Source organism: Bacillus sp. EB106-06-01-XG163, from assembly GCF_058791615.1.
Genome location: NZ_JBYTDS010000002.1, coordinates 328,263 through 341,807 on the forward strand (window position 1 = coordinate 328,263; position 13,545 = coordinate 341,807).

18 protein-coding genes and 1 pseudogene are annotated in these 13,545 nt (G+C 42.3%); 12 read left to right on the top strand and 7 right to left on the bottom strand.

Annotated features, from left to right (window positions below):
* Nucleotides 1-159 precede the first annotated feature (159 nt).
* Nucleotides 160-1,029, top strand: a complete 870-nt coding sequence (locus AC3WTF_RS03760; protein ID WP_007407985.1) for a 3D domain-containing protein — start codon at nucleotides 160-162, stop codon at nucleotides 1,027-1,029.
* 166 nt (nucleotides 1,030-1,195) lie between these two features.
* Nucleotides 1,196-1,588: a hypothetical protein gene (locus AC3WTF_RS03765; RefSeq protein ID WP_041482445.1), complete on the top strand. Its 393-nt coding sequence runs from the start codon at nucleotides 1,196-1,198 to the stop codon at nucleotides 1,586-1,588.
* A gap of 31 nt (nucleotides 1,589-1,619) precedes the next feature.
* On the opposite strand, the gene AC3WTF_RS03770 is transcribed toward AC3WTF_RS03765, so the two are convergent.
* The gene (locus tag AC3WTF_RS03770) at nucleotides 1,620-2,597 is read right to left on the bottom strand and encodes a S66 family peptidase (protein ID WP_151296462.1); all 978 of its coding nucleotides are present in this window, start codon (nucleotides 2,595-2,597) and stop codon (nucleotides 1,620-1,622) included.
* 64 nt (nucleotides 2,598-2,661) lie between these two features.
* Entirely contained in the window at nucleotides 2,662-3,165 is a 504-nt protein-coding gene (locus tag AC3WTF_RS03775; protein ID WP_014418107.1) for an N-acetyltransferase, read from the bottom strand.
* Nucleotides 3,166-3,352: 187 nt separating this feature from the next.
* Here AC3WTF_RS03775 and AC3WTF_RS03780 point away from each other — a divergent pair, with 187 nt between their 5' ends.
* Nucleotides 3,353-4,138, top strand: coding sequence for a VLRF1 family aeRF1-type release factor (locus AC3WTF_RS03780; protein ID WP_007407989.1), 786 nt, complete (start codon nucleotides 3,353-3,355; stop codon nucleotides 4,136-4,138).
* A 144-nt stretch (nucleotides 4,139-4,282) separates the two neighbouring features.
* Entirely contained in the window at nucleotides 4,283-4,819 is a 537-nt protein-coding gene (locus AC3WTF_RS03785; RefSeq protein ID WP_007407990.1) for a DUF420 domain-containing protein, read from the top strand.
* Between the two features lie 64 nt (nucleotides 4,820-4,883).
* On the opposite strand, the gene AC3WTF_RS03790 is transcribed toward AC3WTF_RS03785, so the two are convergent.
* Nucleotides 4,884-5,549 carry a lysozyme family protein gene (locus AC3WTF_RS03790; RefSeq protein WP_003153802.1) on the bottom strand — a complete coding sequence of 222 codons (666 nt, stop codon included), beginning with the start codon at nucleotides 5,547-5,549 and terminating at the stop codon, nucleotides 4,884-4,886.
* Nucleotides 5,550-5,740: 191 nt separating this feature from the next.
* Between AC3WTF_RS03790 and czrA the strand changes: the two genes are divergently transcribed.
* On the top strand, nucleotides 5,741-6,073 hold the full coding sequence (gene czrA / locus AC3WTF_RS03795) for a Zn(II)-responsive metalloregulatory transcriptional repressor CzrA (RefSeq protein ID WP_012117736.1): 333 nt from the start codon (nucleotides 5,741-5,743) through the stop codon (nucleotides 6,071-6,073).
* A gap of 29 nt (nucleotides 6,074-6,102) precedes the next feature.
* Here the strand turns inward: czrA and AC3WTF_RS03800 are convergent, their stop codons facing one another.
* On the bottom strand, nucleotides 6,103-6,624 hold the full coding sequence (locus AC3WTF_RS03800) for a CcdC protein domain-containing protein (RefSeq protein ID WP_015417617.1): 522 nt from the start codon (nucleotides 6,622-6,624) through the stop codon (nucleotides 6,103-6,105).
* 224 nt (nucleotides 6,625-6,848) lie between these two features.
* Between AC3WTF_RS03800 and AC3WTF_RS03805 the strand changes: the two genes are divergently transcribed.
* From AC3WTF_RS03805 to AC3WTF_RS03830, 6 genes are all read left to right on the top strand, one after another.
* Nucleotides 6,849-7,568, top strand: a complete 720-nt coding sequence (locus tag AC3WTF_RS03805) for an MBL fold metallo-hydrolase (protein ID WP_061046690.1) — start codon at nucleotides 6,849-6,851, stop codon at nucleotides 7,566-7,568.
* Nucleotides 7,568-8,134 (top strand): TetR/AcrR family transcriptional regulator, encoded by a 567-nt coding sequence (locus tag AC3WTF_RS03810; RefSeq protein ID WP_129003405.1) that lies wholly within the window; start codon nucleotides 7,568-7,570, stop codon nucleotides 8,132-8,134. Before AC3WTF_RS03805 ends, AC3WTF_RS03810 begins: the two co-directional genes overlap by 1 nt.
* A gap of 52 nt (nucleotides 8,135-8,186) precedes the next feature.
* Nucleotides 8,187-8,897 (top strand): AraC family transcriptional regulator, encoded by a 711-nt coding sequence (locus AC3WTF_RS03815; RefSeq protein WP_032866231.1) that lies wholly within the window; start codon nucleotides 8,187-8,189, stop codon nucleotides 8,895-8,897.
* Between the two features lie 68 nt (nucleotides 8,898-8,965).
* On the top strand, nucleotides 8,966-9,298 hold the full coding sequence (csaA, locus tag AC3WTF_RS03820; RefSeq protein WP_032866230.1) for a chaperone CsaA: 333 nt from the start codon (nucleotides 8,966-8,968) through the stop codon (nucleotides 9,296-9,298).
* A 277-nt stretch (nucleotides 9,299-9,575) separates the two neighbouring features.
* Nucleotides 9,576-11,372 carry a T7SS effector LXG polymorphic toxin gene (locus AC3WTF_RS03825; RefSeq protein WP_492314196.1) on the top strand — a complete coding sequence of 599 codons (1,797 nt, stop codon included), beginning with the start codon at nucleotides 9,576-9,578 and terminating at the stop codon, nucleotides 11,370-11,372.
* Nucleotides 11,373-11,392: 20 nt separating this feature from the next.
* Nucleotides 11,393-11,857: an SMI1/KNR4 family protein gene (locus tag AC3WTF_RS03830; RefSeq protein ID WP_007408000.1), complete on the top strand. Its 465-nt coding sequence runs from the start codon at nucleotides 11,393-11,395 to the stop codon at nucleotides 11,855-11,857.
* 39 nt (nucleotides 11,858-11,896) lie between these two features.
* Here the strand turns inward: AC3WTF_RS03830 and AC3WTF_RS03835 are convergent, their stop codons facing one another.
* Both AC3WTF_RS03835 and AC3WTF_RS03840 read right to left on the bottom strand, forming a co-directional pair.
* On the bottom strand, nucleotides 11,897-12,178 hold the full coding sequence (locus AC3WTF_RS03835; RefSeq protein ID WP_492314197.1) for a hypothetical protein: 282 nt from the start codon (nucleotides 12,176-12,178) through the stop codon (nucleotides 11,897-11,899).
* Entirely contained in the window at nucleotides 12,171-12,749 is a 579-nt protein-coding gene (locus AC3WTF_RS03840; protein ID WP_216448195.1) for a MarR family winged helix-turn-helix transcriptional regulator, read from the bottom strand. Before AC3WTF_RS03840 ends, AC3WTF_RS03835 begins: the two co-directional genes overlap by 8 nt.
* 199 nt (nucleotides 12,750-12,948) lie before the next feature.
* On the opposite strand from AC3WTF_RS03840, the gene AC3WTF_RS03845 reads away from it, so the two are divergent.
* Nucleotides 12,949-13,173, top strand: coding sequence for a hypothetical protein (locus tag AC3WTF_RS03845; RefSeq protein ID WP_326254727.1), 225 nt, complete (start codon nucleotides 12,949-12,951; stop codon nucleotides 13,171-13,173).
* Nucleotides 13,174-13,216: 43 nt separating this feature from the next.
* Here the strand turns inward: AC3WTF_RS03845 and AC3WTF_RS03850 are convergent.
* Nucleotides 13,217-13,443: pseudogene (locus AC3WTF_RS03850) on the bottom strand (hypothetical protein).
* Nucleotides 13,444-13,545 lie beyond the last annotated feature (102 nt).

Sequence of the window (13,545 nt, forward strand, 5' to 3'; positions counted from 1 at the left end):
TGTATCAGGGTTTCAGCAAGACTTACCAAGCGAGAGAAATGTTTCATGTAAAGGAACTGTAATCTAATTCAAATCGTTTTGTTATTGAACTGACATTTTCATATGTTACGATATCACCTGTTAGCCGCCAATAAAAAGCTAACAAGGGAGGATTTACTTATGAAGAAGACGATTATGTCCTTTGTCGCAGTTGCAGCAATTTCAACAACTGCATTTGGAGCTCACGCTTCTGCTAAAGAAATCACGGTGCAAAAGGGTGACACGCTCTGGGGGATCTCGCAAAAAAACGGAGTGAACCTAAAGGACTTAAAAGAATGGAATCAGTTATCTTCTGATTTAATCATTGAAGGAGAGAAACTGACTATTTCTTCAGTAGAAACAACCACATCTGGGCAGTACACAGTGAAGCAGGGCGACAGCCTCTGGAAAATTGCTCAGAAATTCGGAACATCAGTCGGCAATCTGAAAAGCTTGAATAACTTGCAATCAGATATAATTTACGCAGGCACAACGTTAAATGTGAAAGGTCAGGCTCAGGCTGCACAGCCGGCTCAAGAAGCCAGCCAGCCGCAAACTGAACAAAAACCAGCTGCCGAGACAGAACAGCCGAAACAAGAAGCTGTCAAAAACGAGCAGCCTAAACAAGAACCTGTTCAAGAACAACAACCTAAACAAGAAGCGAAGGCTGTCGAAGCAAAACAGCAGCCTGTTCAATCAAATACAAACCAACAAGAGCCTAAAAAGCAGCTGACAATGACTGCAACTGCTTACTCTGCTAACGACGGCGGCATTTCCGGTGTAACGGCAACCGGTGTTGACTTAAACAAAAACCCTGATGCAAAAGTCATCGCGGTAGACCCTAGTGTCATTCCGCTTGGCTCTAAGGTTTATGTTGAAGGTTACGGAGTGGCAACAGCAGCAGATACAGGCGGCGCAATTAAAGGAAATAAAATTGACGTATTTGTTGCAAAGAAAAGTGACGCTAACAACTGGGGCGTCAGAACAGTAAATGTTAAAGTATTAGACTAGTTTCATATAGAGATGAAGAACACAAGGCGAAATGCTTTGTGTTCTTTTTTTCTTCCCTTTTTTGACTGTATATAATCGTTATATGCGGAAAAAGAAAAAGCGTTTCTCTAATATTGTATAGAAGGAATGGATGTGAAAACGGAATCTGAAGGGATGTATGAATCTAATGGAGCCGGAATTTATATGTTTATGGAATGCCTTCACAGAATCACCGGTGTTTCAAGCAGTTATATGCACCGCTTTCGCCATTGTGCTCGTTATCGGACTGTCTATGCCTGCTGTCAGGCTGTTTCAGGCGCTTGACAGAGGGAGAGGAAGGCCAGCCGTTATTGAAAAGGTGAGACGTACTGGCGTGATGAAGAATGGCAGGCACGAGCTTGTGCTTATTTTAAACGTAAAAAACCAAGACGGAACGCATGATAAACGTGAACTGACACATGCCGTATATAATGAAGAGATCAGCCGTTTTTATGAAGGAGCTTCCGTATGGGTAACGGCAGCGGCTGGCGGACGAATTATGATCGCTCCGCGCACGCCGCGGCATAAGGCGTCAAAATAAAAAGACGGGGCGGTTTTCCCGTCTTTATGTATTAATGCCGATCGATCCATATCCGTCCGCCTTCTGAGCCGGCTTCTATCCTGCATGTTCCTCCGATCGGGAATGTCATCAAAGGGGAGGTATGGCCGAAATCAGCATTTGCGATAACAGGCATGGATGACAGTTCTTCTTTTGTACGGATGACGGCGCGCAGAGCCTCCTCAGACACATTTGAAGCATGCTGGAAACGTCCGATGACAATTCCCTTCACGGCTGAAAAAGCGGGAAGGTGGATGAGTGACTGCAAATCCCGGTCAAACATATGAATGTCCGACATATGATCATCTTCTATAAACAGAATCACTTGCTCCATCTCCGGAAAGTATTCGGTGCCCTGCAGAAGATTCAGCGTGCATAGATTTCCTCCGATCAGTGTTCCTTCCGCATATCCGGGTTGAATAACGAGCGGTCCCGGATTCCGATAAAAACGTCTGTCCTCCTGGTTCAAATACCATTTATCATCACTCCACTCAGATGAAGGCTTTACCTCATACGGGTTGTCAGAAGCACAGCAGGCCAAGAAAGAGTCAATCGTATAGTCCAGCCCTTTTTTCATGGCAAATGAAGAAAAATGGGGACCGGAATATGTAATAAGGCCGGTTTTTTGATATATGGCATGGCCGAGAGCGGTAATATCTGAATAGCCGCAAAGGATTTTCGGATGCCGCTTGATGTTTTCATAATCAAGATAGCGGAGCAGCTGATTTGATTGGAACCCGCCGAGTGTCGTCAAAATCGCTTTGATGTCAGGGTCAGCGAAAGCCTCGTGCAGATCCCGTACACGCGATTCAATGGATGATGAATCAAATTCATTTATTTCTTTCGCATTCTCTGAAAAAGAGACACAAAAGCCCAGCTCCTCCAATTTTGTCTTCGCGGCATTTATATTTTCATCTGACATAACGGACATGCTTGTGGCCGGAGACACAATACGAATGCCGTCACCTTTTTTCAATTTTTCCGGATACAAAAAAACCCTCCTTATATGGTTTAATCTATTACACCATATAAAAGAGGGTTTCTCTATTATTTTTTTACAAGTCGACCCATTTAATGCCGCCTGATTGCGTATCATTGTCAATCCAGACATCAAAGTGATGCTTTTCATAAAAATGAACGAGCCTGTCGACATGATCCCAATCACGCTTAGCGATGTCGCCCGTCACTTTCGGGATATTCTGCTCTCTGGCGATATGTTTTAAAAATTTCATGCAGATCGAGCCGTAGCCATGGTTCGGCGGGCCTTTAATGTCCCCGATATGAATGGCATTGTCATAATAAGAGGCGATCAGTGAAAAACAGCCTCTTCCCCGGTAGGCTGATTCACAATCAGTCAGCATAATCTTACATGTTTGGCCATCATCAATCGAGGAAACAATGATCCAATCGTCATTGTTCGATTGATCAATACCAAGCACTCGCGCGTCTTTTGATACATCTATCAGATTTTCCCGCATTCTGAAAATCTGAAATTCAAGTTTATGAAGCTCTTTTTCCAGCTCTTTCTGATCTCTTTCTTCTGCAGTAAACAAAATCATACTCCTTTCACAGCGTAAAAGTCTTAGTTAAACACAAGTATCCATTGTAGTAAATGATGTCTTGGTTTGTAAATGGGTTTTGCAAAACTTTTTTAGAAAAGTCTGCCGTTTATATGTGGATTGACGTTTTTAAGGCGGTGCGGATAGGGAAAGGAACAGTGAGCAGCGGAAAAAGGAGGAATCTATAATGGCAATTGACTCACTCATCGGCAAATTGAAGTACGTAATGACGGAATCTCCTGATAAAATGCTTTCCTTATATGTCAATACGGATATGAGAAATCCGGATCAGCAGGGGGGAGAGTGGAAAATCGCCTTGAAAACCGGTTTTCGGAGATTAAAAGAGTATCTGTCTGCCAGTGATCCGGAAGAAGAAAAATCTCTCGTCCGCATCATGGAACGTGTCTATCAATATATCGATGAGCTTGGTAAAGAGATGCCGCGAAGTCTCGTATTTTTTGCGTCGGGAGAAGGCGGTATTTGGGAGACGATTGAATTGCAGGTGCCTGTTGAAACACGATTTTATTGGGAAGAGACGGCTGTCCTTGATCAATTAGAACTTCTTCGTGAACAATTTCCGAGCACGGCTTTTATTCTCACCCAGCAGAATGAAGTGAAGATCATAGAAACCGTACTCGGAAAAATTGAAGGAGTGGAGCATTATCATTACGACGTCATCAATGAATCGTGGAAACCGCAGGATGTAAGCGGAAGCCTCTCCGCGTCGATGGACGAAGACGCTGCCAAAGCCCACGTCGAAGAAAACCAAAACAGGCTGTATAAACGATTGGCTTCAAACCTTGATCAAAAGGCCGCTTCACACCAATGGGAGCGTCTCGTAATCGCAGGGGACAAAGAAACAGCCGATATTCTCGATCAGCACATGAATAAACCGATTGATCGGATCATTCCAAAAAATCTGTTGAATGAAAACGAACATAAGGTGATAGAAGAACTGTTGAAGGAAGCATGATATGACGAAAGGCCGGGTCTCAAACACCCGGTCTTTTTAGGGCTTAAGTTTGTCTAATTTCTGACGAAGCGGGCGAAACCGTTGACATCAAAGCTGAATTCTCATACCATTTGGATAGTCAGTAAAATTGAGAGAGGTCATAAGATGAATCAGACAGAAAACAAACCTAAAAGTTATACCGGTATCGTGCTGACATTGACCGTTCTGATCAACGGGTTAATTGCGGTGCTGTTTTTTATGCCGAAATCGGGACAGGTCAGCATTGCCAATATTCATATTCTGCCGATGTTAAATGCCATTTTTAACAGCTTTACTTTTATCTTTTTGCTGGCAGCGCTCTTTATGATTAAGCAAAAAAATATTCAAGCGCATAAACGTTTTATTTTGGCGGCGTTTACGACGACTCTGCTGTTTTTGATCTGCTATGTCGTATACCACTCTGTGGCTGAAAATACTTTATTCGGCGGCCACGGCATCATTCGGGGGATTTATTTCTTTATTTTAATTACGCACATCTGTCTTTCCGCCGTTATCGTGCCGCTTGCGCTGTTTACGCTGATCAGAGGATTCAGCATGCAAGTGGAGCGCCACAAAAAAATCGCGAGATGGACGATGCCGCTCTGGCTGTATGTCAGTCTGACGGGTGTCATTGTATACTTAATGATCTCACCGTATTATTAAAAAAAGCCGTGCTCTGCGCGGCTTTTTTCTATTGATTGAAAAAGGCGCCTCATCAGGGCGCCTTTTACTCTTCAAGCGTTTCAAGTGTTGTTACATTTAAGGATTGTTCAACGGTTTTTGTTTTTGCTTTTACTTTTTCTGCGTACGTGTAATCACCATAGCAGTAGGGATAACGGAAATTGTCTTTGTTCCCTCCGCAAGTGTAAAGTTTCGGATTCTTTTTGACCTGCTGCTCGGAGTATTGTTTTGCCAGTTCCTCAGTATGCGATCCTCCATGTTCAGCCACAAAATCAATATAGCCGGCTCCCATGTTGTAGCTTTGTATAATCGTATCCAAGTCTACGCCTTTTTTCTTGCCTGTTTGGTACATGAGAGTGAATTGTTTGATTCCCTGTTTGATACTGGTTTGAGGGTTTTTAATCTCATTTCGCTTTAAACCCAGAGATTCTGAAGACTGCATGGGATCATTTCCTCTTCCTTTTGACTCCTGATATATCATGCCGAGTACAAGCGATGTATATTTGGTGAGTCCTTTTTCATCCAGCTCGTCTTCAACAAGCGGTTTGTAATCTGTCAGCCGTTCAAGAACGATCGGCTTGACATCAAACGGAAGACTTTTGAGCCATTCATTATTTGAAAATAACAGAATGAGGAAGAAGGAAACCATGACAAAAACACATATCATCATAAGACCCGCGGCAGCGAAACAGCCTTTTTTCTTTTTCTCCACTGTGTTTCACCCTCAATTTCAGGAGCATTATGACTTTTTCATTATGACACAGATGAATGCGCGAAACCAAGCGGAAACCCGTATTTGAAACATAAATTTAAAATAACGGTTCTTTTGTCAGGCGCAGGATGTATCTGCATCAATTGACATTTGGTATAATTGGGCTACTTGAGAAAAGAAGGGTGAGGTATATGACTGAATTTCACGAATCCGGAAACAAAAATGACCCCGCTGTCGATTTAGATGAGGAAACTTTATTTTTGGTTGCCCAGACTTTTAAGGCGCTGTCTGATCCGACCAGAATCAGAATTCTCCATTTGCTGTCACAGGGTGAGCACGCGGTAAATGATATCGCAGAAAAGCTGAATTTGCTGCAGTCTACCGTTTCTCATCAGCTGCGTTTTCTTAAAAATCTGCGCCTCGTCAAATCACGCAGAGAAGGAACATCCATCTATTATTCTCCTGAGGATGAACATGTGTTAGATGTGCTTCAGCAAATGATTCACCATACGCGGCACGATTAAAAAACATCCCTGCTTTTGAGACAGGGATGTCAGCCGTACTGACTGTTATTGGTTTGGTCTCTGCTCGTTTTTAAAACATAAAAAGAGAAGCCGCTGTAATACACTGCGATGAAATAAAAGATACTGATGGTCAGCGGATCGGCCCCGACCGTTTGGCTGTATGCCTCCGGATGGGTAAAGTCCGCTGTGATCCGGTAAATTTCAATAACGCGATAAACAAATCTCGATAGGAATAACGTTAATAGAATAAGTTCAATCCACAGGTGAGTGCGAAAATACATTTTTCCGCGGCGTTCTTCAAAAGAAATGTTCCGTTTAGCAAACAGGACCAGAAGCCAGCCGCAAAAAGTGCCGAATATAAGATGGCCGTATAAAGCCGGGTGTGTGATGCTGAAAAACGCCAGAGCTGCGGCCAGCAATGAAAACAAAATCATTCTTGTATAAAGCCAGCGGGGTTTCAAAGGCTGAAAGCCGACGGACCGTTTCACCTTTTTATACAAAAAAAAGGCAATCATTAAGACAGGGCAGATGCTTTGAAGTGTGATATGCATGGTGTGGAACTCCCCCTCCGTTGAGTAGTGTATGCTTATCCGGCTGGTTTTAGTAGTCTGATTTATTCGCAGGCTGAAAGCATCTTTTATCACAGTATGCGCGTTTCTTTTTTTTGCATAATAGAAGCGCCCGCGCCTTTTTCAGGATTTAAACAGAAAACTCTTGATAAACTAACGGTATTAGTTATAATAAAACTAACAATATTAGTTTTAGGGGGATGTTGATGAGAATCTTACAATACGGAACCGTTTGGCAGCTGACTTTTTTTCCCGCGCTCTTCCCGGTGAATTGTTATTTGGTTGAAGAAGAAGAAGGAGTAACCCTGATTGACGCCGGACTGCCTAACAGTCATAAAGGAATCAAACAAGCATTGCGGCAGCTTGGGAAGCCGCTGAATGACATATTACTCACCCACGCGCACGGGGATCACATCGGTTCGCTTGACTCATTAGCTGCGGAATTTCCGGATGCTTCCGTCTGTATTTCTGAGCGGGATTCTTTCTTGCTGAAAGGTGACACTTCATTATTTGAGCATGAAGCACAAACGCCGATAAAGGGGGGAGTGCCGAAAAATGTTCGAACCGAACCTGATCGCCTGCTGAAAGGCGGCGAGCGGATCGGATCTTTACTTGTCATTCCCGCTCCCGGTCATACGCCGGGAAGCCTCGCTTTTAAAGATATGAGAAATGATATGCTGATCGTCGGAGATGCCTTTCAAGTACGGGGCGGCCTTGCTGTTTCTGGGAAGCTGAAATGGAAATTTCCGTTTCCGGCTTTTGCTACGTGGAATAAAGAAGAAGCTGTAAAAACAGCAAGAACGCTTATCGCTCATCAACCAAGCAGTCTGGCCGCCGGACATGGAAATGTTCTCTGCAATCCCGTTGAAATGATGGCTGAGGCTGCTGAGGAAGCCGAACGAAGCCTGCCGGGAGGCCGATCATAATGTCACCGAGAGTCGGAATGAGCCTTGACATGATATTGAGAGCCGCAGCAGGCATCGCTGACGAAAAAGGGCTGAACGAAGTGACGCTTGCGGCTGTTGCAAAGTCCTTAAACGTAAAACCGCCTTCCCTTTACAATTTTGTCAATGGCCTTCAAGGAATTAAAACAGAGCTGGCTGTCTCCGGTTTAACTATGTTATATGAAAGAATGGCGGCCTCTGCAGAAGGACTGACGGGCGAAACGGCTTTGCTCAGTCTTGCCGATGCCTATATCAATTTCGCCGAAGCCAATCCAGGATTATATGACGCAACATTTCAAAAGATAAAAGACGGGCGGATTGAGAATCTGTCAAGCCTGCTTGTAGAGCTTGTTGTCAGGCAGCTGACAGCTAACGGTTATGCACAGTCTGACACTGCGATTCATGCTGCGAGAGGACTGAGGAGCCTTCTTCACGGATTTGCCGTGTTGAGAAAACAGAGTGCATTTGAATTAACCGAATCAATTAAGGAAAGCCGAAAGTTTGCAGTTGTTGCTTTTCTAAGAGGTTTGCAGGAGAGGGAACAATAATATTATTATGTAAACTAAATAAAAAGACGCATCATGTAAAAAGGAGGGACAAATGGATTCATTACAACATATCATTTGTGAGCGGCGCACCTATTCACATATATTTGATTCTCATGCACACACATACTGCCAAATGCTCTTTCCGCTCGAAGGACAGCTGGACCTGGAGACAGAAAGACGTAAAATCAGATTAAAACCTGATCAAATGCTGTATATTCCGCCCGGGCATGAACATCGGTTCCGTTCTTTGGAGCGAAATGAATGTCTCGTTCTCGACATACCGGCATATTTTTTCAAAGGTTCATTAGACCCCGGCGTTCTGAATAAGCTTGATCCTTTTTGGACATCGATTCGGTTTCTGCTGACAGAAGAGACAAAGCAGCAGTCGGCTCATTCATTGAGTCTGCTTGCAGAATATATTGCTGAAAAGATACAAGTAAACCGTACGAATGATTCAATTGCGTATATCCGCCGAAATCTATCAAAGACTTTTACAATTAAAGAGCTTGCCGCAATGGAACATTACCACCCGGCGTATTATTCCGACTGGTTTAAAAAGCAGACGGGGAAAAGCCCGCAAGCTTATATTGCTGAGCTCCGTATGAAGAAAGCGGAACAAATGCTTATTGAAACAAAATGCCGGCTGACAGACATCAGTCAGGAGGTCGGCTTTCAAAATTTGTCTTCCTTTACCAGATGGTTTGTCAGACATAAGGGAATAACGCCGCGCGTCTTCCGAAACACCTTTCAATCTGATAAATAATCCTGAAAATCGGTTAAATAAACTGCTTCTTTTTTTGGTATCATGATTGTAAAAAAGGAGTTTTTGATATGGCAGTCATCGAAGATTTTATCAAGCTTGATCTTAGAATAGGAACGGTCGTAAAAGCGGAAGTATTCCCGGAAGCAAAGGTGCCGGCCATTAAGATGACAATAGATTTCGGCGAAAAGATCGGCATGAAACAATCAAGCGCCCAGATTACAAAACGGTACGAACCGGGTGATCTGATGGGCAGACAGGTTACAGCTATTGTCAACTTTCCGCCGCGGCGGATCGCCGGATTTAAGTCAGAAGTTCTCGTTCTCGGCGGCATCCCGGAAAAAGGAGACGTTGTCCTGCTTACGCCAGAGCAGACAGTACCGAACGGAACGAAAATCGGATAATAAAAAAAGACGTTTGCAGAAGCAAACGTCTTTTGCGTATTGAGGCGATACACCACACGCCACATTCGTGTGTGCCGCAAGGGCATGTGCATCGGCTTACACAATTCAGCTCATCGCTATATCAATATAGCATGGCGGGTGCGGAAATGCAAGAGATTTTTTAATATATGTTATGTCTGGCTTTGTTTTGCCGATCCCCGATTCCTTCGTGTAGGTTTCATCTAATCTTATATCCTATGGTCAAATTCAGACGGAAAGAAGCAGAAAGGAGCCCTAAATGAAAGTATTTGAAGCAGCCTCGTTCATTTCAGCCGCAGAAAAGCGGGCAAAACAATACGATCAGATTAGAGAACAATTTATCACTCTCAGGAAAGCCTATCAGGGAATGGCTGACTTAGACGACAGTGAGTTTTCAGGCAAAGGCGCAGACAACATTAAAGCATTCTTTCAAGATCACGCCGGTGTCACGGACAGCTGGCTTGATCTGATCGATATGAAGATTGCGTTTCTTAACAGTATTTCAGGAAAAGTAGCTGATGCCGGATTGGGCGATTCGTTTGTGGAAGAGTCCTTTTTAGAACACGAGCTGATTCATGCGAAGAATCAATCACAAGCCATCATGCAGGAGCAGCGCAATGAAATGAAAGGTATCCTTGATGAAATCAGCGATATCATTCATCTTGATGTTTTCTCTACAGAAGATGTCGATCAAAAGCTTGAGTCAGCAGATAAAAAAAGGAACGATACCATACATAAACTCGGAAAGCTTGATCACGATCTAACGAAAGAATACGCAGAAACCGAGGCAAACGAACAGTTCATCCAGGCTGATTTTCAACAGCTCCAAAACGCTACGGGCAAAGGAAAAAACGCCACTCCGCTTTATTATAACGCCAAGGCATACAGGGAAAGTGACATACATAAGAAAAAAGGCGAGATTGCAAGACATTCGGATGCTTATTTGGTGATTAAGAAGGAAGAAGCGAAAGAACGTGAAATCAAGGAACTGAAGAAAAAGCTCGCTGACGGAGTAACTGATCCTGATGAATACTTAGAGATTGCGAAGAAGATCGGCTATGAAAACCTTGAACCTTCCCAGCAGCAATATGTCATTCAGCTTGAACAAGCAAAACAGCTGGAAGAAGCCGGAGAAGTGACTTGGGATATTTTGAAAGGAGCTGGCGTTGGTTTATATGATGTCGGGAAAGACACGGTAACCGGTTTATGGGACTTCATAACCGATCCGGGAGAAACCTTGTCAGCACTGGGTAATGCAGTACTTCATCCAGTTAAAACATATGATGCTGTTTCAGCAGCAATTGAGGAATCATATCAAAAAGATATGGTGAACGGAGATGCTTACTCTAGATCAAGATGGGTGACATACGCGGTCGGTTCAGTGGCTGTGGCTGTCGTCGGAACGAAAGGCGCAGGAGCCGTTAACAAAGCTGATGCGGCGGGGAAAGTCATAAACAAGGCAGGGCAGGCAGGGAAGAAAATTAAAGACGTTAAACTTCCAGAACTGCTTCCTTATAACTCTAAATATGATCTTGCTCTGGCCGATAACGTACCATACAATGTGGTTGACAGCCAAAACCTTAAAAATGAACTTTTGACCAATGCAAAGAAAATCCCGGATGGAACGAGAAAGCCGTTTACTGGTCAAGAAATAAACCTTCCTTGGTTAAATAAAGAAAAGTATGGTGCCTTTGAGGTTAATGGCAAGGTAAAAGCAAAGGGAAAAGTTAAAGACATAAGCCGCAGAGTGTATACTATGAAAGATATTGATATGAACCAAAAAAATCGTAAAGGCCTTACGAATCTTCAATTAATGAAAAGTGGAAATGCACCTTTTGCGAAAGATGGGACACAAATAAATCTACACCATTTAATTCAAGAGGAACCTGGTCCAATGCTTGAAATTCCAAATAGCTTACATACTAAATATAGCGGCATTATCCATAGGCTTAAATCTGATGGTGAAAGCTTTAGAAACGATCCGGTTTTAAAAGCCCAGTATGATAATTTCCGAGACAGGTATTGGAAATGGAGAGCAAAACAATATGAAAAATAAAAAAGGAATGAGAGATATCAATGGACTTATATGAAAAAACTATAGAGTTTATAACTGAAAATAAAGCAGACAGTTATTTTACTAGAGGAATAAGTGAAAAAGAGATTATTAATATAGAGAAGGAGCTCCAACTACAACTTCCTGATAGTTATAAATGGTTTCTGAGAAACTTTGGCTCTGGCGGCTTATATGGAATTGATATTTTAGGGTATGACTTTGGCGGGGCTTCGGTAGTTGAAACCACAGAGGAATATCGTAATTATTATCATTTATCTGATGGACTTGTGATATTAGAAGATATTGATTTTTTTGCTTATGCCTTAGATACTAATAAAATGAACAGTAATAATGAATGCCCTGTTTTTATTTGGGATAGAGTACTTGGATACCAAGACAAGCTAGCCGACAGCTTTATTGAATTTTTCTACAGAAGGTTGCTTGAAAAAAAAGAAAACTGGGAAGAAGATGAAGACTGGGACGATTAATAAAAGAAAGCTCTCTTTTAGAGAGCTTTTTTCAGATTTTCAATTTTTAACAGGCTTTATAATGAGCAAACAGGCATTACTCAAAATACTCGCCGCGCCTATCCAAAGCAGCCATTGTGTTGCGGTCAGCCATGAGGCAGTTAGGATAAAGAGTCCAATGGCAATTGATATATAATTGCCGGCTCGGTCCAGTTTATGTTTGCAATGAATTTTATATTTAGTATGAGAAATAAATTGATCAATTTTATCTTTCAGCTCATAGCATTTTTCCTTCATCTTATCCTCTGTTTCTTTTACTTTTCGATAAAGCATATTATTCATCGTCTGTACTCCCATATCGCCGTTTTGAAAATTCAGCCATGATTTTTTCTTCATAGTCATCTGAGATGAATTGTGCCTGATCTTCAACTTTCAAATGTGCTTTTTCTTCAAAACCATCCTGTTCTTCACCATCAAAACGATAAAGTTTTTGCAATAGCCTCCAGAATGTTTCAATTTCATCAGTTGTGAAGTCATGAAACATATCCGCTAAAAAATAGGTGGATTTTTCTGAACAGGAAATTAACGCTTTTTTTCCTTCAGCGGTAATCTCAATATTGATTGCACGTTTATCCAGTTTGCTTGGCACAGTGTGAACATATCCTTTTTTCGCGAGGCTTGAAATTAATTTGTTAGCGGTTTGTTTTGTTGTGCCCAGCTTTTTAGCGATATTCATAAGTGTGGTATCTTCCGTCGGTAAATGGGCAATAGCAATAAGAGTCATGTGCTGTCGGGAAGTCAACATTTCTAAGTATTCGTCCCCCCGAGCCTGCACTTTATTGACAACCGAAAATAATGATGCGTAACTTTGTTGCATAACATGCAGTTCCTTCATTAGTAATTTAATATCCATAAGTTATCTCCCATCTAAGATGTCACCATGTTGACAGTTACAATATACATCACAAAAGGAAATTAGTCAACATGGCGACTAATAGTAGCAGGTGCGGCTGTTTTCAAAAATATCACAGGCAGTCGGAGTGTTTACAAAAGGGGAAATAAGTATAATAAATGCGAAAAGGGCATTAATCCAAAGTGAGAAGGTGTTTGACATGCAGAAAGTGAACTGGTCAGAACAGTATGAATGGTTCAATAAACAAGATGAAAAAGACGGGCGTTTAATGGCGCTCCTTCGTCATGAGCTTACATATGAGGAAGTCATACGGTTATATAAGAAAGGGTTTTATTTGAAATCTAAAGAAGGGGATGTTTCGTTAAGTAAGAACGATATCCATCGTATGTTTGGGGTTGAAGAGAGAAAGGGCGGCACATCTTGATGAACGGGAAGAGAAAAACCCTTCCCGCTTTTCATGGAAGCTGTTATTCTTTTTCCAGCATGGAAGTCAGCCATTCTCTTAATGCAGTTTTCTGTACATACCGCTTTCCGTTTCTCGTGATATGCGGAATGTCGGAGGTGTCGGGCACGATTTGTTTCGCTTCTTCCTTGGTAACTCCGAAATAATACCAATATAGAAGTGTAAATCTTTTTCTTTAATGAGAATGTGGTCAGTGTGTTCATGAGGATCAGGTGATTTAAAGTTTTTCAATCCGTCTCCTATGAAATATCCGGCTAAAGCGATTCCGATGCCGGTATGATATCCATACAGCAAACCTCCAATAAACGTTATCACTTTTTATACGGTGAAGCC

Excerpts from the sequence above, each read along its gene's own strand:
- AC3WTF_RS03775 (WP_014418107.1), bottom strand. The coding sequence starts at position 3,165 with ATGATTTTGTTTACTGCAGAAGAAAGAGATCAGAAAGAGCTGGAAAAA.
- AC3WTF_RS03785 (WP_007407990.1), top strand. The coding sequence starts at position 4,283 with ATGAATCAGACAGAAAACAAACCTAAAAGTTATACCGGTATCGTGCTG.
- AC3WTF_RS03800 (WP_015417617.1), bottom strand. The coding sequence starts at position 6,624 with ATGCATATCACACTTCAAAGCATCTGCCCTGTCTTAATGATTGCCTTT.
- czrA (WP_012117736.1), top strand. The coding sequence starts at position 5,741 with ATGACTGAATTTCACGAATCCGGAAACAAAAATGACCCCGCTGTCGAT.
- AC3WTF_RS03805 (WP_061046690.1), top strand. The coding sequence starts at position 6,849 with ATGAGAATCTTACAATACGGAACCGTTTGGCAGCTGACTTTTTTTCCC.
- AC3WTF_RS03840 (WP_216448195.1), bottom strand. The coding sequence starts at position 12,749 with ATGGATATTAAATTACTAATGAAGGAACTGCATGTTATGCAACAAAGT.
- AC3WTF_RS03830 (WP_007408000.1), top strand. The coding sequence starts at position 11,393 with ATGGACTTATATGAAAAAACTATAGAGTTTATAACTGAAAATAAAGCA.
- AC3WTF_RS03780 (WP_007407989.1), top strand. The coding sequence starts at position 3,353 with ATGGCAATTGACTCACTCATCGGCAAATTGAAGTACGTAATGACGGAA.
- AC3WTF_RS03815 (WP_032866231.1), top strand. The coding sequence starts at position 8,187 with ATGGATTCATTACAACATATCATTTGTGAGCGGCGCACCTATTCACAT.
- AC3WTF_RS03845 (WP_326254727.1), top strand. The coding sequence starts at position 12,949 with ATGCAGAAAGTGAACTGGTCAGAACAGTATGAATGGTTCAATAAACAA.
- AC3WTF_RS03825 (WP_492314196.1), top strand. The coding sequence starts at position 9,576 with ATGAAAGTATTTGAAGCAGCCTCGTTCATTTCAGCCGCAGAAAAGCGG.
- AC3WTF_RS03760 (WP_007407985.1), top strand. The coding sequence starts at position 160 with ATGAAGAAGACGATTATGTCCTTTGTCGCAGTTGCAGCAATTTCAACA.
- csaA (WP_032866230.1), top strand. The coding sequence starts at position 8,966 with ATGGCAGTCATCGAAGATTTTATCAAGCTTGATCTTAGAATAGGAACG.
- AC3WTF_RS03810 (WP_129003405.1), top strand. The coding sequence starts at position 7,568 with ATGTCACCGAGAGTCGGAATGAGCCTTGACATGATATTGAGAGCCGCA.
- AC3WTF_RS03765 (WP_041482445.1), top strand. The coding sequence starts at position 1,196 with ATGGAGCCGGAATTTATATGTTTATGGAATGCCTTCACAGAATCACCG.
- AC3WTF_RS03835 (WP_492314197.1), bottom strand. The coding sequence starts at position 12,178 with ATGAATAATATGCTTTATCGAAAAGTAAAAGAAACAGAGGATAAGATG.